The 20,903-nt window shown below is 45.6% G+C and carries 28 protein-coding genes; 9 read left to right on the top strand and 19 right to left on the bottom strand.

Features of this window, described 5'->3' with window-relative positions:
• Positions 1 to 121: 121 nt before the first annotated feature.
• From ICU98_RS02065 to ICU98_RS02055, 3 genes are read right to left on the bottom strand one after another with little or no spacing between them, the layout of a single operon-like run.
• A complete protein-coding gene (locus ICU98_RS02065; RefSeq protein ID WP_251365369.1) occupies positions 122 to 541 on the bottom strand; it encodes a CHRD domain-containing protein in 420 nt (139 codons plus the stop codon).
• A gap of 29 nt (positions 542 to 570) precedes the next feature.
• Positions 571 to 882 carry a cytochrome c, class I gene (locus tag ICU98_RS02060; protein ID WP_215352493.1) on the bottom strand — a complete coding sequence of 104 codons (312 nt, stop codon included), beginning with the start codon at positions 880 to 882 and terminating at the stop codon, positions 571 to 573.
• Positions 883 to 892: 10 nt separating this feature from the next.
• On the bottom strand, positions 893 to 2,113 hold the full coding sequence (locus ICU98_RS02055) for a molybdopterin-dependent oxidoreductase (RefSeq protein ID WP_215352492.1): 1,221 nt from the start codon (positions 2,111 to 2,113) through the stop codon (positions 893 to 895).
• A gap of 198 nt (positions 2,114 to 2,311) precedes the next feature.
• On the opposite strand from ICU98_RS02055, the gene ICU98_RS02050 reads away from it, so the two are divergent.
• Positions 2,312 to 2,947 (top strand): NAD(P)H-dependent oxidoreductase, encoded by a 636-nt coding sequence (locus ICU98_RS02050; protein WP_215352490.1) that lies wholly within the window; start codon positions 2,312 to 2,314, stop codon positions 2,945 to 2,947.
• Positions 2,948 to 2,986: 39 nt separating this feature from the next.
• Here the strand turns inward: ICU98_RS02050 and ICU98_RS02045 are convergent, their stop codons facing one another.
• Together ICU98_RS02045 and ICU98_RS02040 are read right to left on the bottom strand one after the other, a co-directional pair.
• Positions 2,987 to 3,226, bottom strand: coding sequence for a hypothetical protein (locus ICU98_RS02045; RefSeq protein WP_215352488.1), 240 nt, complete (start codon positions 3,224 to 3,226; stop codon positions 2,987 to 2,989).
• Positions 3,227 to 3,264: 38 nt separating this feature from the next.
• Complete coding sequence (locus ICU98_RS02040) at positions 3,265 to 3,648, bottom strand: translational machinery protein (RefSeq protein ID WP_215352487.1); 384 nt, start codon at positions 3,646 to 3,648, stop codon at positions 3,265 to 3,267.
• Positions 3,649 to 3,837: 189 nt separating this feature from the next.
• Here ICU98_RS02040 and ICU98_RS02035 point away from each other — a divergent pair, with 189 nt between their 5' ends.
• From ICU98_RS02035 to ahpF, 3 genes are all read left to right on the top strand, one after another.
• Positions 3,838 to 4,314, top strand: a complete 477-nt coding sequence (locus ICU98_RS02035; RefSeq protein WP_215335169.1) for a Dps family protein — start codon at positions 3,838 to 3,840, stop codon at positions 4,312 to 4,314.
• 193 nt (positions 4,315 to 4,507) lie between these two features.
• Positions 4,508 to 5,071, top strand: a complete 564-nt coding sequence (ahpC, locus tag ICU98_RS02030; protein WP_215335167.1) for an alkyl hydroperoxide reductase subunit C — start codon at positions 4,508 to 4,510, stop codon at positions 5,069 to 5,071.
• Between the two features lie 127 nt (positions 5,072 to 5,198).
• Positions 5,199 to 6,773 (top strand): alkyl hydroperoxide reductase subunit F, encoded by a 1,575-nt coding sequence (gene ahpF / locus ICU98_RS02025; protein WP_215352486.1) that lies wholly within the window; start codon positions 5,199 to 5,201, stop codon positions 6,771 to 6,773.
• 26 nt (positions 6,774 to 6,799) lie between these two features.
• On the opposite strand, the gene ICU98_RS02020 is transcribed toward ahpF, so the two are convergent.
• The 4 genes from ICU98_RS02020 to ICU98_RS02005 are packed head-to-tail and all read right to left on the bottom strand — an operon-like array spanning position 6,800 to position 9,076.
• Positions 6,800 to 6,958, bottom strand: a complete 159-nt coding sequence (locus ICU98_RS02020; protein ID WP_215352485.1) for a DUF2256 domain-containing protein — start codon at positions 6,956 to 6,958, stop codon at positions 6,800 to 6,802.
• A 9-nt stretch (positions 6,959 to 6,967) separates the two neighbouring features.
• Positions 6,968 to 8,506 carry a cryptochrome/photolyase family protein gene (locus ICU98_RS02015; protein ID WP_215352484.1) on the bottom strand — a complete coding sequence of 513 codons (1,539 nt, stop codon included), beginning with the start codon at positions 8,504 to 8,506 and terminating at the stop codon, positions 6,968 to 6,970.
• Positions 8,490 to 8,915 (bottom strand): DUF2452 domain-containing protein, encoded by a 426-nt coding sequence (locus tag ICU98_RS02010; protein WP_112208888.1) that lies wholly within the window; start codon positions 8,913 to 8,915, stop codon positions 8,490 to 8,492. The genes ICU98_RS02015 and ICU98_RS02010 overlap by 17 nt, the downstream gene beginning before the upstream one ends.
• A 17-nt stretch (positions 8,916 to 8,932) precedes the next feature.
• Positions 8,933 to 9,076 (bottom strand): hypothetical protein, encoded by a 144-nt coding sequence (locus ICU98_RS02005; RefSeq protein ID WP_215335156.1) that lies wholly within the window; start codon positions 9,074 to 9,076, stop codon positions 8,933 to 8,935.
• 155 nt (positions 9,077 to 9,231) lie between these two features.
• Between ICU98_RS02005 and ICU98_RS02000 the strand changes: the two genes are divergently transcribed.
• The gene (locus ICU98_RS02000) at positions 9,232 to 9,606 is read left to right on the top strand and encodes a DUF2237 family protein (RefSeq protein ID WP_215352483.1); all 375 of its coding nucleotides are present in this window, start codon (positions 9,232 to 9,234) and stop codon (positions 9,604 to 9,606) included.
• 32 nt (positions 9,607 to 9,638) lie between these two features.
• On the top strand, positions 9,639 to 9,989 hold the full coding sequence (locus tag ICU98_RS01995) for an HNH endonuclease (protein WP_215335152.1): 351 nt from the start codon (positions 9,639 to 9,641) through the stop codon (positions 9,987 to 9,989).
• A gap of 18 nt (positions 9,990 to 10,007) precedes the next feature.
• Here the strand turns inward: ICU98_RS01995 and ICU98_RS01990 are convergent, their stop codons facing one another.
• Genes ICU98_RS01990 through ICU98_RS01970 form a run of 5 tightly spaced genes read right to left on the bottom strand, consistent with a single transcriptional unit; the run spans position 10,008 to position 13,695 of the window.
• Positions 10,008 to 10,436 carry a DUF2244 domain-containing protein gene (locus ICU98_RS01990; RefSeq protein WP_215352482.1) on the bottom strand — a complete coding sequence of 143 codons (429 nt, stop codon included), beginning with the start codon at positions 10,434 to 10,436 and terminating at the stop codon, positions 10,008 to 10,010.
• A gap of 14 nt (positions 10,437 to 10,450) precedes the next feature.
• Positions 10,451 to 10,849 carry an MAPEG family protein gene (locus ICU98_RS01985; protein WP_215352481.1) on the bottom strand — a complete coding sequence of 133 codons (399 nt, stop codon included), beginning with the start codon at positions 10,847 to 10,849 and terminating at the stop codon, positions 10,451 to 10,453.
• Between the two features lie 24 nt (positions 10,850 to 10,873).
• On the bottom strand, positions 10,874 to 11,728 hold the full coding sequence (locus ICU98_RS01980; RefSeq protein WP_215335146.1) for an RMD1 family protein: 855 nt from the start codon (positions 11,726 to 11,728) through the stop codon (positions 10,874 to 10,876).
• A 34-nt stretch (positions 11,729 to 11,762) separates the two neighbouring features.
• Entirely contained in the window at positions 11,763 to 12,446 is a 684-nt protein-coding gene (locus tag ICU98_RS01975; protein ID WP_215352480.1) for a DUF2461 domain-containing protein, read from the bottom strand.
• 19 nt (positions 12,447 to 12,465) lie between these two features.
• Positions 12,466 to 13,695, bottom strand: coding sequence for a hypothetical protein (locus ICU98_RS01970; RefSeq protein ID WP_215352479.1), 1,230 nt, complete (start codon positions 13,693 to 13,695; stop codon positions 12,466 to 12,468).
• 107 nt (positions 13,696 to 13,802) lie between these two features.
• Between ICU98_RS01970 and ICU98_RS01965 the strand changes: the two genes are divergently transcribed.
• On the top strand, positions 13,803 to 14,858 hold the full coding sequence (locus tag ICU98_RS01965; RefSeq protein ID WP_215352478.1) for a GNAT family N-acetyltransferase: 1,056 nt from the start codon (positions 13,803 to 13,805) through the stop codon (positions 14,856 to 14,858).
• Positions 14,859 to 14,919: 61 nt separating this feature from the next.
• Positions 14,920 to 15,744, top strand: a complete 825-nt coding sequence (locus tag ICU98_RS01960; protein ID WP_215352477.1) for a DUF4239 domain-containing protein — start codon at positions 14,920 to 14,922, stop codon at positions 15,742 to 15,744.
• Between the two features lie 5 nt (positions 15,745 to 15,749).
• Here ICU98_RS01960 and ICU98_RS01955 read toward each other — a convergent pair whose 3' ends face one another.
• Together ICU98_RS01955 and ICU98_RS01950 are read right to left on the bottom strand one after the other, a co-directional pair.
• Positions 15,750 to 16,451 (bottom strand): hypothetical protein, encoded by a 702-nt coding sequence (locus ICU98_RS01955; RefSeq protein ID WP_215352476.1) that lies wholly within the window; start codon positions 16,449 to 16,451, stop codon positions 15,750 to 15,752.
• Positions 16,452 to 16,464: 13 nt separating this feature from the next.
• Positions 16,465 to 17,802 (bottom strand): NAD(P)/FAD-dependent oxidoreductase, encoded by a 1,338-nt coding sequence (locus ICU98_RS01950; RefSeq protein ID WP_251365368.1) that lies wholly within the window; start codon positions 17,800 to 17,802, stop codon positions 16,465 to 16,467.
• A gap of 121 nt (positions 17,803 to 17,923) precedes the next feature.
• On the opposite strand from ICU98_RS01950, the gene ICU98_RS01945 reads away from it, so the two are divergent.
• Entirely contained in the window at positions 17,924 to 18,625 is a 702-nt protein-coding gene (locus ICU98_RS01945) for a haloacid dehalogenase type II (RefSeq protein WP_215352475.1), read from the top strand.
• Here ICU98_RS01945 and selD read toward each other — a convergent pair.
• The 3 genes from selD to ICU98_RS01930 all read right to left on the bottom strand — a co-directional run bounded on the left by selD (position 18,622) and on the right by ICU98_RS01930 (position 20,846).
• Positions 18,622 to 19,680 carry a selenide, water dikinase SelD gene (gene selD, locus ICU98_RS01940; RefSeq protein WP_215352474.1) on the bottom strand — a complete coding sequence of 353 codons (1,059 nt, stop codon included), beginning with the start codon at positions 19,678 to 19,680 and terminating at the stop codon, positions 18,622 to 18,624. The genes ICU98_RS01945 and selD overlap by 4 nt on opposite strands.
• Complete coding sequence (locus tag ICU98_RS01935) at positions 19,677 to 20,573, bottom strand: cation diffusion facilitator family transporter (RefSeq protein WP_215352472.1); 897 nt, start codon at positions 20,571 to 20,573, stop codon at positions 19,677 to 19,679. Before ICU98_RS01935 ends, selD begins: the two co-directional genes overlap by 4 nt.
• Before the next feature lie 69 nt (positions 20,574 to 20,642).
• A complete protein-coding gene (locus ICU98_RS01930; RefSeq protein WP_215352471.1) occupies positions 20,643 to 20,846 on the bottom strand; it encodes a hypothetical protein in 204 nt (67 codons plus the stop codon).
• Positions 20,847 to 20,903: the final 57 nt, after the last annotated feature.

Here is a 20,903-nt window from a genome sequence, read left to right as displayed (position 1 = left end):
TAGAAATTATCAATCTATTCGCTAAATTTTGCTTAAGCCTACCCACTTCATAGCTCATCAAGAATGAAGGCAATAAAAAACCACCCGAGGGTGGTTTCTTGTAATCTACGCAAGCAGAGGTTTAGGGTTTTAGTTGCCCCCTGATTTCCCCTGCTTTATTAGTCGCGCTATGAACGTTCAGATAAAGATTACCGCTCTTGAGGCTTTGAAGTTGTGCGTCAGTGAATTTAGCGCCAGCAGGAGCAGACCAAATATTGTCTGCCGTCTTTGTGAACGGCACAATGACCGGTCCATTTTGACCCATTGGCGCTTCATGGATATGCGCCATTGTGCCCTCGATGCCAGTCGTGGTGATCGTACCGCTGACTGAGCCATCAGGACCAACGGTAATGGCAGCAACTCCAGAAGCCGAGGTCATGACAGGTGGCACTTCTTGTGACCCATTGAGAGTGACATTCATGGATTGCGCTGATGCCGCTAATGCGGCTAGGCCAATACATGCTCCAAATAACGCTTTCAGCATTGTTTGATTAATATTCAATTCATTCTCCATTTCGGTTGACTGCAGTTTTACTTCCTATTGGCGCCATAAGTCTTATTCAGATAATCCACAATGACTGGCACTTCTTCATCGGTAATGGGTGCCTTGAACACATTCTTCATTCTCAAGACCTGAGCATTCCAATACCCCGGTCCTGTGTTGGGCGGCTGATATTCGGCATAGTGAGCTGAATGACAGGTAGAACATTTCTGCAAAGTCAACTCATAGCCAGGCAAATCAGACGGCCTCCATAACACCGTATCGGATGGCAGCTCAATTGTTTTAGCCTGAGCCATTGATGTGATTGCGAAGAGGGCGAGAAGCAAAATCATTTTTTTCATCTGGCTCTCCTTAAACTGCTGTAACTTTGACAGTTTCGACCACATTTCGCATATATCCAGCAGGCATCCACGAAGCAGTCATCGGTTGGATTTGTCCAGCATGGTTAAATGCCCTCACCCTCAAATTCAGCGTGCCTTTCTGTTTGGGCGTGAATTCAGTACGCCATTCTCTAAAGGAGAAACGTCCCAGATCTTGGCCCAATCTGGCCTCAGTCCAGCTTTGGCCGTTATCTTGTGAGAACAATACCTTCTTAATGCCATAACCCGCATCAAAAGCAATCCCTCGAGCCTGAATGGGTTTGCCTACAGTCACTACGCTGCTATCCGTAAAGTTGGTAATGAAAGAACGGATTGTGAATTGATTAATGGGAATAGTTTTCGAAGGTGCTGTACCAGGCTCAACACAATTGCAGTCATTGTCCGGAATTCGATACGCTGGATTCATCCAGTATCCGTTATAGACATCATCAACTACTTTAATTTCGCTGAGATGCTTCACCCAATAGGTGCCATAGTAACCAGGGACAATCAACTTGATTGGATAACCATTTAAGAATGGAATATCAGTGCCATTCATTTGGTAGGCAACCATCACATTGCCATCCATGGCGTGATCAATATCAAGACCTTTGACAAAATCAGAATCACTTGGGAGAACAGGTTGGTCTAAGCCATTAAATGTCACCTGCTTGGCACCTCGACCAGGATTGGCGGCCTTGAGAATGTCTTTTAAGGAAACGCCAACCCATGCGGCATTTCCCATCGCACCATTACCTAACTGTCCACCATTGACTCTAGGCTCAAATAAACCGCGACTATTACCCGAGCACTGATTTACTGCAACGATTCTTTGGGAAGGAAAATTCTTCTTCAGACTTTCCAGAGAAATCTCTAAGGGCTTCTCAACATTGCCACTGATACTTAATTTATATGTTGCAGGGTCAATCGAAGTTGGAATACCAGCCATGTGATAGCGCACAAAGAATTCATCATTTGGCGTAATGACATGATTGTCATAATACTGAAATGGGGTCTCTAGTTGAGGGGGGCGAGAAGTCAGCACAATCATGGGCTTCTTCTCAGGAAATGCCATGAGTTCGCGCTCGCCATAGGCAATTGGCAAATTCGTTCTATCGGCGCCCAAAGCCCAAGATGGTAATAAAGAGCTAGCCCCACCAGCTAAGGCAGTTGTAATGACTTTACGTCTATTGGTAAAGTTTTCTGAATTCATAAATGCCTCCTCCACAATGATTTATGGTTGAGATAAGAATAACTATTTTTTATGAATCCCCCATAAGGGCAAACCCTCTCTTAAATGCAGGATTTATAGGTTTATCTGACACACCTTGCACTCAGCAACCTGCAGCACCACACCTGAGGATGTTCTACACTAAAACCTTCCCTTCGTTAACCCCACCCAAAGGAAAAAATGAGTCTGATTGAGAAATTACAGTGGCGCTATGCCACTAAGAAGATGGATGCAAGCAAAGTGGTTCCTCAAGAGAAGCTGGATCACATTCTAGAAGCGATTCGCTTGACTGCGAGCTCAAGTGGCCTGCAGCCCTACGAAATCATCGTGATTACTAACCCAGAGATCCGCAGCAAAATTAGAGCGATCTCCAATGACCAATCCCAAGTGACTGACTGCTCTCATTTATTAGTCTTTGCCGCATGGGATAACTACACAGCAGATCGCATCAATCAGGCATTCGATATGACTGAAGAGATTCGCAATCTGAAAACGGAATCCGGTACTGCTTATCGCCAGATGCTCCTGAAGAATTACCCAACCAGAGATCCAGAAGTCAATTTCACGCATACCGCCAAGCAAGCTTATATTGGTTTGGGTACTGCTTTAATTGCGGCAGCCTATGAAGAAGTCGACAGCACGCCTATGGAGGGCTTTGATGCCAAGGCGCTAGATGCCATTTTGAATCTCCAGGCCCAAGGCTTACGCAGCGTCGTAATGCTGCCTTTGGGTTATCGCAAGACTGATGAAGATTGGTTGGTCAAACTCCAAAAAGTGAGACGTACTAAGGATCACTTTATCCGCTGGATGAAGTAAAGCAGTGTTTGTCAGTAAAAAGCCACCCTTGGGTGGCTTTTATTTTGGATCCTGATCTTGACGCTGCTTGCCATTCCACAAAGTAGCCTTCCCCAGTGCCAGATAGTTCAAGCCAATGATGACCGCAAACCAAATGACTTCCCCTATAAAGAAGGTGGATTGGTTGCCGTTACCGTTTCGGTTGTTACCATCTACCGCAAATAAGACTACTCCGGCCACAAAAGAGAAAGTGGCAATGATTGTGAAAACATCAAATAGCTTAGCGAAAAATGGTTTCATAGTGCACTAAATCAAAATGACAATTCAGGGAAAGATGACTAGATGCCCCGTAATTGGTCGACCTTGTGAAAAAACTGCTTAGCAAAATTCAATACCTGACCATCGGTTGGGTGATCTACTGTTTCAACACCGACAATTTTCTGAGCAATCGCAGGATCGTGCGCTACTGCATGTTTTTGTAATTCATTCTTAGCTGAGCCTGGACCGACAATCAAAATTTCATGCGCGTCTTTTACTGCGCTAATCACTTGATGGAAGAAGGCATGCTCTTCAGGAGCATTACCGCTACCGATTTCGTTAGCCTTGTGATGCAGATGGGGGTGAGCGCCATCAGTTTTAATCATTTGATTCAAACTCGCATCAAAGTACAAGATATGGGCTTCTCTATGGTCCACCCAAATGACGACGTGATTTGCTGACATACCTACCCCTTTAGTGTTTTGTAATTTGTGAATTGGTTTTTGTTTTGTTATTGATGATTCTATTTTATATAGCTAGCTTACTCCTAGATTCGACCTAAATTTGACTAATTCGCTTATATATTTTTAATCCTGCATTTGTCAAAGAGAATGATTCATAATGAAACTTGATACTTAAAAACTGGAGCTGTCATGAGCACAAAAATTGATATTGGTATTGATGAGAAAGATCGCAAAGCGATTGCTGAGGGTCTATCAAAACTGTTAGCCGATAGCTATACCCTCTATCTCATGACACACAACTTTCACTGGAATGTGACCGGGCCGATGTTCAATACCTTGCATTTAATGTTCATGGGGCAGTACACCGAGCAGTGGGCTGCATTGGATCTCATCGCTGAGCGTATCCGGGCATTGGGTGAGCCTGCTCCAGCAACCTATCAGGAATACAGCAAGCTGACATCTATTGAAGAGGTCTCTGGGGTACCCAAGGCCATGGAAATGGTCAAACTTCTGGTCAAGGCTCAGGAAGCGACCTCTAAAACAGCCCGTAAGCTCTTTCCCTTAGTCGAAAAAGCCGGCGATCAGCCCACCGCAGACTTGCTAACTCAGCGCCAGAACATCCATGAGAAAACGGCTTGGATGCTCAGAAGTCTGCTGCAAGACTAAAGATCCACCAAAAAATCCCTTGATAACAAGGGCTTAGCTTTCTCCCTCATGACAAATCTGTCATAATTATAGTTTTTAGCTATCAATATAAATAACTGATAGCTTCCATAAATATTATTCATTGGACGGCTTGGCACCCTTCCCGCAGAATGGATCCCGTTGTAACTCATTTGTAAACCCTGAAAGGAACTCTATGTCCATTATTAATACCCAAGTTCAGCCATTTAAGACTGAAGCTTTCCACAACGGTAAGTTCGTTACCGTTTCTGATGAGAGCATCAAAGGCAAGTGGTCTGTATTCATTTTTATGCCAGCTGCTTTTACTTTCAATTGCCCTACTGAAATTGAAGATGCTGCTGATAGCTATGCTGAATTCCAAAAAATGGGTGCCGAAGTTTATATCATCACTACTGATACCCATTTCTCACACAAAGTGTGGCACGAGACTTCACCTGCAGTAGGTAAAGCCAAGTTCCCATTGGTTGGTGACCCAACCCATACTTTGACCAATGCATTTGGCGTACACATTCCAGAAGCTGGTCTAGCATTGCGTGGCACCTTCATCATCAATCCAGAAGGCATCATCAAAACTGCAGAAATTCACTCTAACGAAATCGCTCGCGATGTTTCCGAGACAGTACGTAAGTTGAAAGCTGCTCAGTACACCGCTGCTCACCCAGGTGAAGTTTGCCCAGCGAAATGGAAAGAAGGCGCAGCAACCTTGACACCATCTTTGGATCTCGTAGGCAAGATCTAAGTATTGGTTTCTAGTAGTTAGTTGTCTTTTGTATTACCCAGTCAGACTCTCTTCGGAGAGTCTATTGGAGAGGATCAAAAGTCCTCTCCAATAGACTCACCAGCACCAATACCGTAAGGAAAGCACCATGTTAGATAGCAATATTCAAGCCCAGTTAAAGGCCTATTTCGAGAGAATCGTCGATCCGATCGTTTTGACAGCGAGCCTGAATGACGACCCCAAATCCGCTGAAATGCTCGAGCTCTTGAATGAGGTAGCGCAGCAGTCAGACAAAATTACTGTTAATACTGATGGCAATGCTGAGCACAAGCCCAGTTTTACCGTAGCCAAGGCAGGAGATGCAGCACGTATCACCTTTGCCGGCTTGCCCATGGGTCATGAGATGACTTCTTTCATCTTGGCCATCTTGCAAGCAAGTGGCTACCCACCTAAAGTGGAAGAAGAGGTACTCAACAGTATCCGTGGTTTATCAGAGAAGATGCGCTTTCAGACCTTTATCTCTCTGTCTTGCCACAACTGCCCAGACGTAGTTCAGGCCCTTAATTTGATGGCAGCGCTCAATCCGAATATCGAACATGAAATGATCGATGGCGCTCTGTATCAAGGTTTGGTCGATCAATACCAAATCATGGCTGTTCCAACCGTGATTCTCAACGGTGAAGTGTATGGCCAGGGGCGCATGACTGTTGAAGAGATCGTAGCCAAACTGGATACCGGCAATGCTAAGGAAGTTGCAAAGAAGTTGAGTGCCAAAGATGCATTTGATGTCTTGATTGTTGGTGGTGGTCCTGCAGGCTCTGCTGCCGCAATCTATTCGGCGCGCAAGGGCATTCGGACCGGCATTATTGCTGAGCGCTTCGGCGGCCAGTTGATGGATACCCTGGGAATTGAAAACCTCATCTCGGTTAAAGAAACCGAAGGGCCTAAGCTCACACAGGCTCTTGAGCAAAATGTCAAAAGCTATGATGTCGACATCATGAACTTACAACGTGCGAAGGCGCTGCGTAAGACCGATGTAGGATTGGAAGTCGAGCTTGAGAATGGTGCTGTCCTCAAAAGCAAATCCATGATCATTAGTACCGGCGCGCGCTGGAGATCGATGAATGTCCCAGGCGAAGATGAGTATCGCAATAAAGGTGTGGCCTATTGCCCTCACTGCGATGGTCCCTTATATAAAGGCAAGCGTGTCGCGGTCATCGGTGGTGGTAACTCAGGGGTAGAAGCTGCGATTGACTTGGCGGGTATTGTTAGCCATGTGACCCTGATTGAGTTTGATAGCAAATTGCGTGCAGACGCCGTTCTACAAAACAAGCTCAATAGCCTGCCTAATGTCACCGTCTTGACTAGCGCACTCACCACCGAAGCATTGGGTGATGGCAAGAAGATCAATGGCTTGCGCTATAAAGATCGCACCAATGAGAGCGAGCATGTGATTGAGTTGGAAGGTATCTTTGTACAGATTGGCTTGTTACCGAATACCGATTGGCTCAAAGGCACGATTGATTTATCACCCCGCGGTGAGATTTTGATTAGCGATAAGGGCGAGACCTCGATGCCAGGGGTCTTTGCTGCGGGTGATTGCACTACCGTACCTTACAAGCAAATCATCATCTCAATGGGTGAAGGTGCCAAGGCCTCCTTGGGAGCGTTTGATTACCTGATTCGCTCTTCTGTTCCAGAGCCTGAGTTAGCTATCCACTAAATTAGGTTTAAGCTTTCAGAAGAAGCCTAGCTATTGCTGGGCTTTTTCTTTTTACAAGCCTCAGAACAATACTTCACCTCTTCCCAATTCTTGGCCCAGGATTTTCTCCACGTCATTTCTCTTTTGCATACTACGCAGAGCTTGCTGGGGAGGAATGATTTATTACCTTTGAAGGATGTGCTCATCGGATCGTCTTATAGTTCATCCAAATGATTGAGAATTTGATCTGCATGCAAGGCAATTTGTTGTTGATCCTCGGGACTAATCTTGTTTAGATTAGCAGTCATCAATCGGGTGCGGGGATTGCCATCAAATTGCTTGCGATGTTTAATCAAGAAATTCCAGTACAAATTGGTTACCGGGCATGCGGTTTCACCAAAGCGCACATCCGGTTTGTATTTACAAGAGCTGCAGTAATTGCTCATGCGCTTGATATATGCACCACTGGCAATATAGGGCTTACTGGTAAAGCGCCCACCATTGGCAAATAAGGCCATGCCCGCGGTGTTGGGCAACTCCACCCACTCGATCGCGTCAACATACACCGCGAGGTACCAATCGCATACCGCAGAAGGCAAGATCTCCGCTAAGAGTCCAAAGTTACCGGTAACCATCAGGCGCTGAATATGATGAGCATAGCCATACTCCATAGTCTGCCCAATCGTATCCCTCATGCATTGCATTTGGGTATCGCCGGTCCAATACCACTTAGGCAGTGAGCGCTGGTGATCATAAAAATTCTCTTGAGCCATCTGTGGCATATCAAGGTAATACATACCCCTTACAAACTCACGCCAGCCCAAAATCTGACGAATAAAGCCCTCAATGGTCGATAGATCTAGGGAGTATTTTTTCCAGGCCTCAAGTACTGCATCAATGACTTCACGGGGATTGAGCAGCTTCAGATTTAATGCGCTGGATAGCAGGGAGTGCCAACCAAAAGGCGTATCTGTCCACATCGCATCTTGAAAAATCCCGAAGTTGCGCAGCCGATACTCAACAAAATAATCGAGTGCTTTTAATGCTTGCTCACGAGTCACGGGCCAGTGGAATTGCTCCAATGAACCAGGGTGCTTTGGATAAGCTTGATTTACGTATTTAATGACTGCTTGCGTAATGGCATCGGGCTTAAATTCAGCAGGGGCATCGGTAATCCCCGGACCCTTCTTGGGATAGGGCTTACGATTATCTTGATCAAAATTCCACTGGCCGCCCTCAGGATTACCATCAGCATCTACCAAGATGGAATACTTTTTACGCATCAAGCGATAGAAGTATTCCAGACGCAATTCTTTTTTATTCGAAACCCACTCACGAAACTCACTATGGGAACAAAAGAAATGGGTATCTTCTCGGATTTCTAAGTGGATCTGGAGTGCCGTTGCCAAATCTTGAATAGCTTCTTTGAGACGCCACTCGCCAGGCTCAACGCATACCAAATGTTGAATCTGGTGTTTTGTCAGATGCTCTCGCAATACCTCGGTAATCGTATGGGGAGATTCTGAATAATAAGCAAGGGGGTAATTTTGATCTTTGAGCTGTTGCGCAAAGTGCCGCATCGCAGATAAAAATAAAGCAATCTTGGCTTTATGAGACCAAACATACTGCGCCTCATTTGCTGACTCCACCATGATGATTTGGTCATGCTGCGGATCAAATCCCTGGAGGGCTGCCCCGTTTAAATCGAGTTGATCCCCAAGGATGAGAACGAGTTTCTTATTGCTCTTCTTCAACAATAGCCCAGGTGCTGTCACCCAACTTTTTGACTGCCATCAAATAAGACCAGTTATCGGGAATACCGCAACTCCAATTATTGGGTGCATTCTGAATCAGCATATTGACTGCGTTGCGGCCATCGTAATAAAGGTAGTAGGTTTTGCCATGAATGGGATTAAAACCAAACTTGGCACAGTGAACCATTTCAGTGGCATCTAGCCTAGCTTGCAAGGCTCGCGCCTGCTTCATTAATACCTCTGCCTGCTCCATGATGCGGTCGTACTCGAGCTTAGCGTTTTGCCGAGCAACATTGACTGCCTTATCTTTCTCCTCAACTACCTTGATCGGAGCAAAGACAGGTGCCCCTACTTCCATGGGGTATTCAATAGCAGCGTGTCTTGCTGGGTCGGTATCTTCTATTCTCATTGGCAGGTCAGCTAGCTTTAATGGCTATTCTTTTTGCATTCTTGCAGCTTATCTGCACTTCTTTGCTGAAAATCGACCATCGAGTGATAGCCCATTTGGTAGCAAGGGCAGTGATGCCCCAAAATCCAGCGCGCTAATTTAATCCGAATTGTCTTAATCATTCCGTCTCTCCTGAAAGCCTCGAGGCTTTATATATCTACCTCAATTATGAAGCGAACCCACAATTCTTGCAGTAATGCCGACTTCAAGCAAATTTAGGCATTTTTTCTTACACTTAGATCATCCTAAACGACGCTTTAATCCACCGAAAGCCCTCATGACCAAAGAAGTTGCCCTCAATGTTCTAGGAGAGCCCCTAGTGCCCTGCTCTTTTGACCCCTTAACCGGGTTCTTTCGGGATGGCTGCTGCAAAACAGATGACAACGATATTGGTAGACACCTAGTCTGCGCGATTGTCACCAAGGCATTCCTGCAATTTAGCCTTGAAAAAGGCAATGATCTGATCACCCCAAGACCGGAATATCAGTTTCCGGGGCTAGTAGCAGGCGATCAATGGTGTCTGTGCATTAATCGCTGGGCAGAAGCTCTAGCAGCCAACTGCGCTCCGCAAATCAAGTTAGAGAGCACACATATCAATGCACTCAAGACTGTGTCTCTAGAGACCTTAAAGCAATTTGCAGTCGTCGAGTGAAAGCACTGAGTAATCCTTTCCAATAGAAAAATATGCTCGGCAAGATTCGTAAAAAAATGATCGCGGCTGAGATTGGCCCCATTAAACAGGTCGAGACCGTTGTTTGCCCTATTTGTGAAAGAGTAATCCCGAAGCCCCAGATGGATGCCCACCACCTCATCCCAAAATCTAAAGGGGGCAAGTCGACCGAGTATCTTCATCGTATCTGTCATAGACAAATTCATGCCCTCTTTAATGAAACTGAACTGGCCCGGAAACTGAATACTGCAGAGTCGCTTAAAGAGCATCCCGATATGCAAAGATTTATTGCCTGGGTCAAGACTAAGCCAGATTCTTTTTATCAGAGAACATCGAAAAGTGATCGGATTAAAAAATCAGACTAGCAACACATGAGTAGAGGTCTAGCCTAGGCGGGATTTAATCTCTGAAATTAACTGGGGCATTTGATCCTGCCTGACAAACTGCCCTAGTTCAATATTGATATTCTCAGAACTCAGTACAAAGATTTTGGGCTTATCCCCAGGTAGCAGCACTTGGGTCCAACGACTATTGAATTCGTAAGTCTTTGTCTTGCTACCAATGAATTTAGTGATCTTCAGAACCGTGCCATCCAGCTGAATCTCCTCATAGTCGAGAGCATGACGTGCGTAGATTAAGAAGCCTAAAGTCAGAGCGCACAACTCAATACAAGTGAAAATGATGATTACCCAGACACCGGCAATCAAAAAACCGATCCCCACCAGTAGCGAGAAAAACACCAGAACCGCATAAAACTGGAAGAGCTGCTTTGGTGTCAGTGAGCAGTTGCGCTGCATTCGCCAAATTTTCATATTACAAGTAGCGGCTAGGCTTTGAGATACGCGCCGTAGATGCCATAAGCAGCACCCAGCCACAGCCCCGCAATCACCAAGAGCGAAATCAGAAAGCCATAGCCTCGCTTGGCAGGATTCGTTTGATAAGCGATTGCATACCAAATGCGACCCACCAACCAAATCATGCCGGAATCTCCCGCGCCCTTATCGCCAATGAACATGGCGTAGAGCCAAAGTGCAGGCAAAAACATGAGTACATTTTCAATGGTATTGAGCTGAATACGATAGGCTCGCTCAAACATCTCGTGACCAGCAGTGGCGGGAGCTTGAATTCGATACTTACCGCGCGCTCGGCCTACATTAAAAGTAACGGCAAACAATAAAGCCACCGTTAAAAGAGTAATGAATGCAGTGTAGAGATAAGCGTGCATAAAGTGCTCCTTGAAAAGGGAATCTTAGTGGAAGAAATAACCGTATACCGACAGCAAGAGCTCTATAAAGATCAATATCAGAATATAGATCTCCACCTTATGAGAGCTCGAGTAACGCATTGTCTCTAATAGAGTAGTTGCAGTTCTTCCAATCGTAGATAACTTATGCTCAATCAGTAAAGAGCGCTCCGTCAGCTCATATTCATCTTCGAGACGGGCATGCAATAAGACCAGATCTGGATTCGTCAGCAAAGAATTAAAGCGATCGGTAACATCCCCACGATTGGCCATGCGCTGCTCGGCAAGCAACATCGTGCCAACGGTTTTCATGAGATTGCGGGTATTGACTGAGAATGCGCCGTCATCCACCAAATCCAAGGCTAGTGGCTCAATCTTATCGAACTCACTACTGAGGCGACTCTCTAAAAAATCAATTTGATTGGATTTGGCTAAGATCTCCGCCACAATTTTGATACGGTCCAAATCAGGAGTTTTTAAGTAAATATCATCCCCATCAGGACCTTCAGGATGCGCTGAATCAATCAAAATTCTGACAGAGTCTTCTAAGAAGTTGTCCATCATGCCAGAGCAAAATGGGCTTAGGAGTTCAAGCAACCACTCTCGATCACTCTCGCTTGAGGCGAATAATACGACACAGCCAAAGCGAAAAATGACTGCTGCACCAGCCGAAGGTAGGCGCACCGTCAAGGGTGCCAATGAAATAACCGGAAGAGACTTCAGCTTCTTAGTCTCAATGTGATTGGCGATATTCAAAACCAATGCACTTAACTGCTTAGGCACATCCAGTTTTTGCCCCTGACTATCCGTCGCAGAACCAGCAGGCTGAATCGGTAAATGGAGATTTAAAGGCTTAGGCATGATCTAAATAATAGACCATAAATGCGCAAATGATTTATGGCATGGCCTCTAAAGCATGCCATCCAAAGCTCAGCAGGGGTAACAGATCTGAGGCGAAGCTGGTGACCTCTTGTAAGAGCTCTTTGGAACAAATACTGGAGCGTGGTAATTGTTTGCGCACAATCCAGCCTTTAAGCTTGACAGCACTTTCCACTTCACTTGGAATATCTTCGATACCTCTAGGAATACGAGCGAGGCTATGGGAATAATCTAAGGCGTAGCCTTTTTTCTTCAAGGTCTTCTCAATTGCTAGCCAAGCCTGCGGATGATTCACAATCCCTAAACGTAATTTTTTGAGAATATGGCTTTCAGGCTGAAGATATCCTGCCGCAACTCTGCTACCCAAAGGATCAAGACGAAAATATAAAACGCCTGAAGAATGCTTATCACCAGTTCGTGTAAATAAGCCGCTGGCATGCATATTGTAGGGATGTTTAGCGTTGGAGAACCTGGCATCACGGTTAATTCGGTATAAGGATTTTTTGGGGTCCCCCCATAGTGGAATATCTTTCTTGGCGAGTGCATCAGAAAGTGCCACAGTAAATGCTTTCATAGGCTCACGAACATACTGCTCATATTCCTCGCGATGCTCAGCGAACCAGACACGATTTTGATTTTCAGTTAGCGCCTCTAAGAACTGAAGCGCTTCGGGCTTGAAACCCAAAAATTGGGAAGTCATACCCGAAGTCCTGCTCTCATTAATGAATCAAGACTGCTGGCGATGCCGGTATAGCACCAGGCGATTTAGACAAGGTCAAGAACTGTGAAAGTAAGTTAATCACTATCGGAGAGTAGCCGTTATTTTGGGATGGAATCGAGTAGAACGCATCATCCTCTGACTCGATAGAGGCAAAAGGCTTGGGCTCATTTGGTGAGTACACGCGATTCTTATCAACGACCAATAAAGCATATTGATTAGACTGCCCCGTCTTCAAATTATTGGTATAGGCGGTAGGTGGCAGAGTCACCATATAGGGATGTTCACTTAGCTGGGCAGCGACCACCTGTCCTAAGAAGTCATAGATGTTTCTGGTTGAACGAATATTGACCTTGAGATCTTTCTTGGATAAAGATGCTTGGCCAGGTGGCGCTTGACAGTAAAGCTTGGGGCCAAACTCTTCTTTAACAAAGTTTTCGTAGTGATCATTATCAATACACAGCTTAAATACTTTACTAAAGCCAACGATGCTATACATCGTTTGATTACCGATTAAGCTTGGACGAACACCTTTGTTTTGATTGGATAAGACCTGCTTAAAGTTAGCTCCATAGGTTTTCACCATATGCTCTTTAGAGTAGGGACCGCCCTCTTCAATCTCCTCGGGAACTTCTTTAACCGATAAATTGGCGTCAATTAGCTTATATAAACGTCTCTGGAACTCCGGGTAGCCTGGTAGCAAGGGGTTGTTAAAGTAGAAGTGTCTTGTACCATCGGGATCAGTAATCACAATGGAATCTACTACCAGACTGAGCATCAATTCACGGGGAATGTGATTATGAATAAAGTACTTCATATAACTCGGTGGAATTTCTTCTAGGAATGATTTCCAAAAAACAGAGTTATCCAAAGAGGATTGCGAAAAGTTAAATTGATTGGCAGCGGCTATCGATGCTGAAGGAGTAAATAATGAACTCGTTGCACTTCTTGCGTTTGTGTAAAAAGATCCAGAGGCTCCAACAGTGGTCGTAATCGTACCCACTCCAGTAATGTTAGGGATATCCAAGAAACTCATTGGCCGCTGTGTTGAAGCACGCACAATATTGGCCAACTGCATATTCATTTGATATTGCACCAAAGTGCTTGCGTACTTTTCAGACATCTCTCCAAAATTAGGCGATGGTGCAGAGCAAGCAGCTAAGCAGAGAATCCCGACTAATACTAGAAAGCGATTCTTCGCCCCAATCAATTTTTGAACAAGGACTGACATAGATCTTTTGTATCTCATTTCAAATATGAAAACGGATTATTTACGGGCAAGTTGATGACAACATACTTTGATTGATACTAACAAATTTATTAGCTTAGAATATTTCTATGAGCGCAAATGATCCATCAAACCCCAGTCCTGAAGCCCTTCAGCTTGAAATCCGTAAAATGGAGCCCAAGGATGCTGATGGCCTTGTCCAATGCGTCCACCGTTGCTACGGGTCAAGCTACCCCAACCCAATTCTGTATGATCCCCAGAAACTGGGTAGCGCCCTCAATCAAGGACTACTCCATTCAGTAATTGCCCTTGACCCCAAGGGAAATGAACTCATCGGTCATTGCGCTTTGAGCTTTGATGAGCCTGGTGACCCCGTCCCTGAAGCTGGCAAGCTCTTGGTAGATCCCAGCTATCGCGGACACCACATTTCAGACCAGCTATCCAAAGTCAGGCATCAGGAAGCAATCGCACTCGGGATTCCAGGGTATTGGTCTGCTTGTGTAACCAACCACCCTTTTAGTCAGGATGAAATCATTGCCACTGGTGGTTATGAAACAGGCTTATTGGTCAATGGGCAGCCCAGTAGCGTGCATATGGAAGGTTTGAACAATATTGCCGAAGTAAGACACTCGCTCATTCCCTTCTTTATACCTTTGCTCAAAAATAAACCCCTTGAAGTCTTCTTGCCCAAACATCATCATGCTTTTTTTGAGTCTCTCAATGCCAATTTAGGATTGCCACGAACAATCGGGGATGCCAGTAGCAGTAAAGCGCCAAGCAATCAAGGTAGTATCGCGGCATCTAGCAATCGTGCTGGCGCAGTTGAATATCTCCATATTCGGGTTGATGGCAACGATGTCATTGATGATGTTCGGGATCAGATTCAGCAATCCGAATCCCTTCAAGCGCCTGTAATCTATATCGATATCCCAATTCATCATCCAGACTCAGTGAAGTTGATTGAAGGACTTGAGGACCTCGGGTTCTTTTGGGGAGCATGGCTACCCCACTTTGGCGCCGATGGCGATATCCTGCGTTTACAGAAACTGATCGACCACAGAATAGACGCCCAAGATATTGTCTGTGCCAGACCTGCAGGTGAAGCTTGCAAAGCCTATGTATTGGCTGAGCAAAAACGGGTGGGCTTAAACCAAGATAACACCTAAATAGCGCTAGCCACCCTAGAAAATGTTCATTACACTAAATCAACATACGAACAAGTAATAAATGAATCCAGATCCTCATCTATCCCTAAATTTGCCCCTCTTGCGCTTTTTGCTAGGCTTATCTGACCTAGGCCTCAGAGTAGCCTTGGTGATACTGGTACTTTCTGTTTGCTTTGCGTTCTATTACCTGTTTCAGGTTGTTTTCAAAAGGTATTTATTTAATCGAGATCATTCATCCTACGCCGGCTATATCTATAACGCTATGGGCGTGGTGTTTAGCCTAGTCTTTGCATTCATTACCGTGCTTGTTTGGCAAAACTATAACGGTGTAAATGATGCGGTCACGAAAGAGGCGAGTAATTTAAATAATATCTATCGTCTCTACTCAGCATTTCCTCCGGCGATTGATAAAGCAGGTAAGGCAGCCATTCGTGACTACACACATTCAGTCATAGAGGAAGATTGGCCTCTCCTAAGTAAGGATGAATTTAGTATCGATAGTTATCGCAAGTTTCTCAAGATTGAAAGCGATATCGTTCGCTTCCAGCCCAAGACTGCTGGTGAAATTAATGCCCACCAACAAATGCTTCGCTTAATCACTGACTCTGCTGAGTTAAGGAGAAGCCGTGTTTACAACGCCAAGTTCGCATTAGATCCTCCAGCTTGGGTAGGTTTAGTGAGTAGCGCTCTTGTCTTTCTGTTTTTCTCTTGCTTATTTGAAATGCGGTCGCGAGAAATTCACTCAGTGCTCATTCTATTTTTGGGACTGACCATTGTTGGCGTGTTGTACTTTTTGGTTCTGTACATTCATCCATTCCTAGGGCCAATGGCGATACAGCCAACCCCCTTCCAAAACTTGCTGAATGTGACTTGGGCAGTCCCCTGAAGCCCCTACTCTCTTTGGTAGCTATTCTCTAGGTTGTCCTGAAGAACATACGCCGTCCCATTCGCTTCGAGATTGAGATCTTCTTTTAGCAAGCGGGCTTGATAAGTCCACCCCTTTGGTAGCTTCAACTGCCCCCCCAGCGTGGGAAGGTCTTTCATGGTCAACGTGGGATTCACAATTTGAGAATACGACTGCATGACATAGGTTTGACCCTCTGGTGAAACCAGTTCATACACCTCTTTGCCAGCTTGATAGACCCACTTGGTCTCTCGAGAAACCGGCGTTGCTTTGTAATGACCTGATCTAAAAAGCTGCCAGAGATTAATGTCAATCACTGCGCGCAAATTCATTTCAATGCCGCCAAAACTTTCTCGCTCATGATTCACGGTATTGGCACCTGTAGCCTTAATGCCGTCGATAGTCCAGTAACGCGGGCCATTGAGTTTCACAAATGAGGCCGAGTGCATATCTGTAATCGTTTTTTCTGTCACGCCCTTCCACAACTTCTCCGGACAATCATTGAGACCCTCGGTACTAAATACCTTGATCTTCAGGCTCAGCCAATCCCGGTTGCCATATAAAACTTCACAATAGCGTTCATTACGTAGATGACTAACACTCACCTCGTACTTTGGAGTTTGTGCAAACGCATTCGTAGCCAAAATTAAAAAACTGCTTGCAAGAAGATATGCTGAGTTGAGTTTCATGCCGACCTTAAACTTAATGTAATTTAACAATCGAATCGGTACGACGATGAATTAATCTACTGATCGTATCGAGGGTGACTTTCACCCAACCATGGAGTGCCAGCTGATGTAATTTATAGAGACTTAAATACATGAGTTTGGCAAAGAGGCCCTCTACCATCAAGCTGCCTCCGATCAAGCCTCCCATCATGCTACCCACACTGCTATATTCTCCTAAAGAAACGAGGGAGCCAAAATCACGGTAGTGATAGGCTCTCAGCTGCTTGCCAGCAATAATGCTTTCCATCTCTTTAAAAATATGGGAGGCTTGTTGATGAGCGGCTTGCGCTCTGGGCGGCACAATCGTACCAAGACCTGTTTTGGCTTCTGGCCAAGGGCATGCGGCACAGTCGCCCATCGCAAAAATATGAGGATCGCGCGTCGTTTGTAAAGTAGGCAGCACAAGTAGTTGATTGCTACTATTGGTTTCAAGACCACCAAAATCTTTTAAGAACGCGGGCGCCTTGACTCCAGCGGCCCAAACGATCAATTCCGCAGGAATTTCAGTGCCATTGGTCAGACAAATTTTCTGGGGCAGTATTTTTTCAACCTTAGCATTGGTCATTACCTCTACACCAAGATCACTCAATAGATTTTCTGCTGCATCAGAAATGCGGTCTGAGAGCGCTGGCAAAATTCTGGGGGCGGCTTCAACCAAAATCACTTTGAGATCTTTATTAGGATCCACACGATCTAAACCGTAAGAGATCACTGCTCTAGTTGTGCGATGCAATTCAGCAGCTAACTCTACTCCTGTAGCCCCTGCGCCAATAATGGCAACATGGAGCTGACCGGGTAGTAAAGGTGTAGTCTGGGTTTGAGCACGCAAGCAGGCATTGATCATCTTTAAATGAAAGCGCTTAGCATCGGTCTGTGACTCCAAACGGATGGTGTATTGCTCAACGCCTGGCGTACCAAAATCATTCGTGAGACTACCAATCGCAATGATGAGGGTGTCGTATGGAATCCATTGCTCCGGAGTAACCAGCTCACCTGACTCATCAATGAATGCCGAAATCTGAATTTTCTGCTGACTACGATCGATATTGACTAGCTCTCCTAGTCGGAATGAAAAATGATGCCAATGGGCTTGCGCAATATAGTCGAGCTCTTGATCACCCAGATCCATACTGCCTGCCGCAATCTCATGTAGCTTGGGCTTCCAAATATGCGTGCGGTTCCGATCAATCAGGGTCACACTCACTTTTTTGCCGCTGCTCTTGCGTGAGGCATAACGATCACCTAGCTTGGTGGCCAGCTCTAAACCCCCTGCGCCCCCGCCAACGATGACAACCCGATGCATCTCACCCATTTATCAACTCCATTGTGTTCTTACACTGATTTTCTTACTACCATTTAACCACTAAATCTTGCTCCAACCACCCACGGAGTATATTAATCAAAATCATTACGTAAGAAGAGCCGACCCAAAGATGAATACCACCCCTAAAGTCCTTGCTTTTGATGTTTTCGGAACTGTTGTTGACTGGCATGGCTCGATTGCAGCTGAAGTCAAACGGATTGGCCTTGATGCCGACTCCGATGCTTTTGCTACCGCCTGGAGAAATGGCTACCGCCCCGCTATGGCTAGAGTGCGATCAGGTGAGCTGCCCTGGACCAAGATTGATGATTTACATCGACTAATCTTGGATGATGTCTTAAAGCAGTTTGAGATCAACCACCTGACTGAAGCAGAAAAGCGACATCTCAATCTGGTTTGGCATCGTCTGCTACCCTGGGAAGACACCATCGCCGGCCTCTTACGTCTAAAGAATCAATTCACTTTAGTAACCCTCTCCAACGGCAACCTGGGTTTACTGGCCAATATGGCAAAGAATGCAGGACTGCCTTGGGATTTAATCTTGTCTGCTGAAGTTTTCCGCCACTACAAACCCGATCCCGAAACCTATCTTGGCGTTGCCAGTATTTTCGATGTTGCTCCAGAAGAAGTCATGTTGGTAGCAGCGCACAAAGATGATTTACTGTCTGCTAGCAAATGTGGCCTACAAACCGCATTCGTTGAAAGACCGCTGGAGTTTGGGAAACAGGTGCAACGCAATGATCTCGCTATAGAGAGTTTTACAACATATCATGCTAAGAACTTCTTAGATCTAGCGGATCAGTTGGGTTGTTAGGTATTGACTAACAAGCCACTTCCTGCAGTGAAGCTCCCAATTTTTTTTGCGGCACTAAAGCCAGATTTGCTCAGAAGCTCCAAAACTTCCCCTTCAGCATCTGGCGCACAAGCCATCAATAATCCACCACTGGTCTGAGGATCACTCAAGAGATGGCGCTGCCATGGCTCTAGACTGGTTGACTGCACTTCATTTCCATAGCTAGCCCAGTTGCGAGTCGAAGCTCCGGTAAAGATATCCTGCTTCACTAGCTCAAGCGCTTCGGGAACGATAGGTAGTGAGCTCCAATCAATCCTGGCTTGTAACTTTGCACCACGAGCCATTTCTAGTAAGTGACCAGCTAATCCAAAGCCAGTCACATCGGTTAAAGCATGTACGGTTGGCATTTGTGCCAAAGCCTGCCCAGGACGATTGAGTTGGGTGGTCAGTGCAAGCATTTCTTGGTAACCCTGCTCTGATAGCAGTTCTTTTTTGAGTGCCGCCGACAAAATTCCGACGCCTAAGGGCTTACTCAAAATAATACTATCGCCAACTTGAGATCCGGTATTGCGCTTGAGATTTTTAGGATCGATGATTCCAATCACTACTAGACCATAGATTGGCTCGACTGAATCAATGGAGTGGCCTCCAGCAACCATAATGCCTGCTTCGGTACAAACCGATTCACCGCCAGCCGTAATTTTTTGAATGACATCTAAGGGCAGCACATTAACCGGCATACCTAATAATGCAAGTGCAAAAAGGGGTTGCGCACCCATTGCATAAATATCTGAAATTGCATTTGTTGCAGCAATCCGTCCAAACTGAAAAGGGTCATCCACAATCGGCATGAAAAAGTCGGTTGTCGCCACAATCGCTTGATGCTCATTAATTTGATAGACGGCCGCATCTTCATTATTGTCAGAGCCCGCTAACAAAGCCGCTGGAATATTCCGAAGATTACCTAGCGGAGAACTCTTCAGAATCTCACTCAATACACCAGGTGCAATTTTGCAGCCACAGCCACCACCGTGGGATAAAGAGGTAAGACGTCCGTTATACATAGAAGCGCTCATGCAGGATCAATATGCGTCATGACATTGAGGACGGGTAACTTCGCCTTTACCCGATTTGCAGCAGTCAGCGCAATATCATGACCGACTTGAACAGTTGCATCGGCATCCACTTCAATATGCACATCGACCAAAATCATGTCGCCCATCTTGCGGGTTCTTAGGTCATGACAACCCAGAACACCAGGGGTTGCTAGAACGATCTGCTCAATTTGTTGATGCTCTTCTTCGGATACCGCTCGATCCATCAAATCATTCAAGGCATCCCAGCTAAAGGACCAACCCGTCCGCACAATCATCAAACCCACAATTAATGCGCCTACAGAATCCAGAATGGGGTAACCCAATAGAGCCCCCACGATGCCAACTGAAACAACCAATGACGAAGCAGCGTCAGATCGTGCATGCCAAGCATTCGCTACCAGCATACTAGAGCGCACACGCTCTGCAACGGCGAGCATATATCTAAAGAGGAGTTCTTTGGCTGCGAGCGCGCCTAATGCAACATACAAAGCCAAGAGCGATATTTGAGTGGAGCCAACGGGATTGACAATCTTATGCCCCGCACTCCAGAGCATCCCTAGGCCAACGACTAGTAAGGAGACTCCCAAAAATAATGAAGCGGCGGTCTCATAACGCTGATGTCCGTAATGATGGTCTTCATCTGCATCTTTAGCACTATGGTGATTTGCAAAGAGGACTACAAAGTCGGCAACCAAGTCCGTTAGAGAATGAATGCCGTCTGCAACCAAGCCCTGCGAGCCCGAGAGTAGACCCGCAAACACTTGCGATATTGTCAGGGTGAGATTAACAACTACGCTAACCAGCGTGCTTTTTTTGCCAGCACTGTATTTATCCGCTGATGCGTCTTCGGGGTTTTCGATTAAGTCATCCATGAGTGCATCTTAATACCCCAGTAGGAGTATTTTGTGTCAATCCAGCGAGAATCAGGAGATCAAGAGGACTTACTTGAGACCCTTATTCCAGTTACGATCCTGAAATACCGATTTAGGCTGATAGACCTCTTCAGCTTCGGTCTCTACAACAGGAGGCTGGGGCACCTTCTTAGTGGCGGGGGTAGACTTTGTAGCAGGCGTTGCAGCAGACTGGATTGTCGACTTCACCACTTCTAAATCTACAACATTGGAAGTATCAGTTTTTTTAATCACGGAGTTATTTTAGCAATTTTGTTCATTTTTTGCACCCAAATTTGCCTTAAGGCCCAG

Source organism: Polynucleobacter sp. MWH-P3-07-1, from assembly GCF_018687555.1.
Classification (GTDB): domain Bacteria; phylum Pseudomonadota; class Gammaproteobacteria; order Burkholderiales; family Burkholderiaceae; genus Polynucleobacter.
Note: the sequence above shows the minus strand (reverse complement) of the source record. Positions and strands in the feature narration are given on the sequence as shown.

Coding starts and splice junctions, on each gene's coding strand:
- ICU98_RS02060 (WP_215352493.1), bottom strand. CDS start 882: ATGAAAAAAATGATTTTGCTTCTCGCCCTCTTCGCAATCACATCAATG.
- ICU98_RS02055 (WP_215352492.1), bottom strand. CDS start 2,113: ATGAATTCAGAAAACTTTACCAATAGACGTAAAGTCATTACAACTGCC.
- ICU98_RS02050 (WP_215352490.1), top strand. CDS start 2,312: ATGAGTCTGATTGAGAAATTACAGTGGCGCTATGCCACTAAGAAGATG.
- ICU98_RS02045 (WP_215352488.1), bottom strand. CDS start 3,226: ATGAAACCATTTTTCGCTAAGCTATTTGATGTTTTCACAATCATTGCC.
- ICU98_RS02040 (WP_215352487.1), bottom strand. CDS start 3,648: ATGTCAGCAAATCACGTCGTCATTTGGGTGGACCATAGAGAAGCCCAT.
- ICU98_RS02035 (WP_215335169.1), top strand. CDS start 3,838: ATGAGCACAAAAATTGATATTGGTATTGATGAGAAAGATCGCAAAGCG.
- ahpC (WP_215335167.1), top strand. CDS start 4,508: ATGTCCATTATTAATACCCAAGTTCAGCCATTTAAGACTGAAGCTTTC.
- ahpF (WP_215352486.1), top strand. CDS start 5,199: ATGTTAGATAGCAATATTCAAGCCCAGTTAAAGGCCTATTTCGAGAGA.
- ICU98_RS02020 (WP_215352485.1), bottom strand. CDS start 6,958: ATGAGCACATCCTTCAAAGGTAATAAATCATTCCTCCCCAGCAAGCTC.
- ICU98_RS02010 (WP_112208888.1), bottom strand. CDS start 8,915: ATGAGAATAGAAGATACCGACCCAGCAAGACACGCTGCTATTGAATAC.
- ICU98_RS02005 (WP_215335156.1), bottom strand. CDS start 9,076: ATGATTAAGACAATTCGGATTAAATTAGCGCGCTGGATTTTGGGGCAT.
- ICU98_RS02000 (WP_215352483.1), top strand. CDS start 9,232: ATGACCAAAGAAGTTGCCCTCAATGTTCTAGGAGAGCCCCTAGTGCCC.
- ICU98_RS01995 (WP_215335152.1), top strand. CDS start 9,639: ATGCTCGGCAAGATTCGTAAAAAAATGATCGCGGCTGAGATTGGCCCC.
- ICU98_RS01990 (WP_215352482.1), bottom strand. CDS start 10,436: ATGAAAATTTGGCGAATGCAGCGCAACTGCTCACTGACACCAAAGCAG.
- ICU98_RS01985 (WP_215352481.1), bottom strand. CDS start 10,849: ATGCACGCTTATCTCTACACTGCATTCATTACTCTTTTAACGGTGGCT.
- ICU98_RS01980 (WP_215335146.1), bottom strand. CDS start 11,728: ATGCCTAAGCCTTTAAATCTCCATTTACCGATTCAGCCTGCTGGTTCT.
- ICU98_RS01975 (WP_215352480.1), bottom strand. CDS start 12,446: ATGACTTCCCAATTTTTGGGTTTCAAGCCCGAAGCGCTTCAGTTCTTA.
- ICU98_RS01970 (WP_215352479.1), bottom strand. CDS start 13,695: ATGTCAGTCCTTGTTCAAAAATTGATTGGGGCGAAGAATCGCTTTCTA.
- ICU98_RS01965 (WP_215352478.1), top strand. CDS start 13,803: ATGAGCGCAAATGATCCATCAAACCCCAGTCCTGAAGCCCTTCAGCTT.
- ICU98_RS01960 (WP_215352477.1), top strand. CDS start 14,920: ATGAATCCAGATCCTCATCTATCCCTAAATTTGCCCCTCTTGCGCTTT.
- ICU98_RS01955 (WP_215352476.1), bottom strand. CDS start 16,451: ATGAAACTCAACTCAGCATATCTTCTTGCAAGCAGTTTTTTAATTTTG.
- ICU98_RS01950 (WP_251365368.1), bottom strand. CDS start 17,802: ATGGGTGAGATGCATCGGGTTGTCATCGTTGGCGGGGGCGCAGGGGGT.
- ICU98_RS01945 (WP_215352475.1), top strand. CDS start 17,924: ATGAATACCACCCCTAAAGTCCTTGCTTTTGATGTTTTCGGAACTGTT.
- selD (WP_215352474.1), bottom strand. CDS start 19,680: ATGAGCGCTTCTATGTATAACGGACGTCTTACCTCTTTATCCCACGGT.
- ICU98_RS01935 (WP_215352472.1), bottom strand. CDS start 20,573: ATGGATGACTTAATCGAAAACCCCGAAGACGCATCAGCGGATAAATAC.